Annotated in this window: 2 pseudogenes; both read left to right on the forward strand. The window is 75.9% G+C overall.

Annotated features, from left to right (window positions below):
- Positions 1 to 423, forward strand: a pseudogene (locus ACFFNX_RS51240) (hypothetical protein); the annotation flags it as partial.
- Positions 413 to 940: pseudogene (locus tag ACFFNX_RS51245) on the forward strand (hypothetical protein); the annotation flags it as partial. The pseudogenes ACFFNX_RS51240 and ACFFNX_RS51245, both read left to right, overlap by 11 nt.

The following is a 940-nucleotide window of genomic DNA, read 5'->3' on the forward strand; positions in this document are numbered from 1 at the left end:
GGCGAGGACGAGCTGCGCGCCCGTGCCGAGGCGGAGCTCGTCGCGCTCGGCGAGTCGCTGGAGGGAGGCGAACCCGCCCTGGACGCCTACACGGCCGCGGGCCGTGCCTTCGACCGGGCGCGTTCCACCGCCGACCTCGCGGGCGTGCTCGCCCTCGTCCAGAAGGGCAGGGGCGGCCCGCCGCTGTGCTACTTCGACCCCCGGCACGGCGACGGCACGATCACGGTGCGCTGGCGGGCGCCCGGCACGCGCCCGAAGCTCGAGGTGAACGTGTGCGCCGCGTGCGCCAAGGCCGTACGCGACCGGCGGGCGCCCGACGTCATCCTCGACCGGGGCCGCCCGTACTACGAGGCCGCGACGCCCTGGGCCGAGACCGGGTACGGGCAGCTCGGCGACCTGGTCGGGAGGGTCCTTGGCAAGTGACCTGACGAAGATCGTCGCGTCGCTGCGGCGGTCCCCCGTGTACGTCGCGCCGTCGCTCGTGTCCGCGGTGCCGGACGCACAGCGGCTGCGGGCGGCGGTGAAGGCCACGCCGGTGCCGGTGTTCGCGGTGATCGTGCCGCTGGCGGCGGGCGGCGAGTTCCCCGACGCCGAGCATCTCGCCGGCGCGGTGCACCGCCGGCTCGGCCGCGACTGCGTCATCCTGACCCTGGACGAGGACTCGCCGAACGACATCAGCGCGCAGGAGTACGGCGTCGACCGCGACTCCATCGAGGCGGCCGGCGCGGCGAACCTGGACCCGGCCCTGGACAGCGCCTCGCTCACGGACCGGCTGATCCGCTGTGTCCAGCTGATCACCTCCGGCCAGGCGCACGCGGAGTACGAGAAGCAGTCCAAGGCGCTCGAGCAGCGGCTCCGCGAGCCCCGGCAGGGCGGCGGGCCAGGCGGCGGGCACACCACCGCGTACGGCGTCGGCGGCGGGTCGGTCGCCGTGGCCGCC

The organism is Actinoallomurus acaciae (genome assembly GCF_042429965.1).
GTDB lineage: Bacteria > Actinomycetota > Actinomycetes > Streptosporangiales > Streptosporangiaceae > Actinoallomurus > Actinoallomurus acaciae.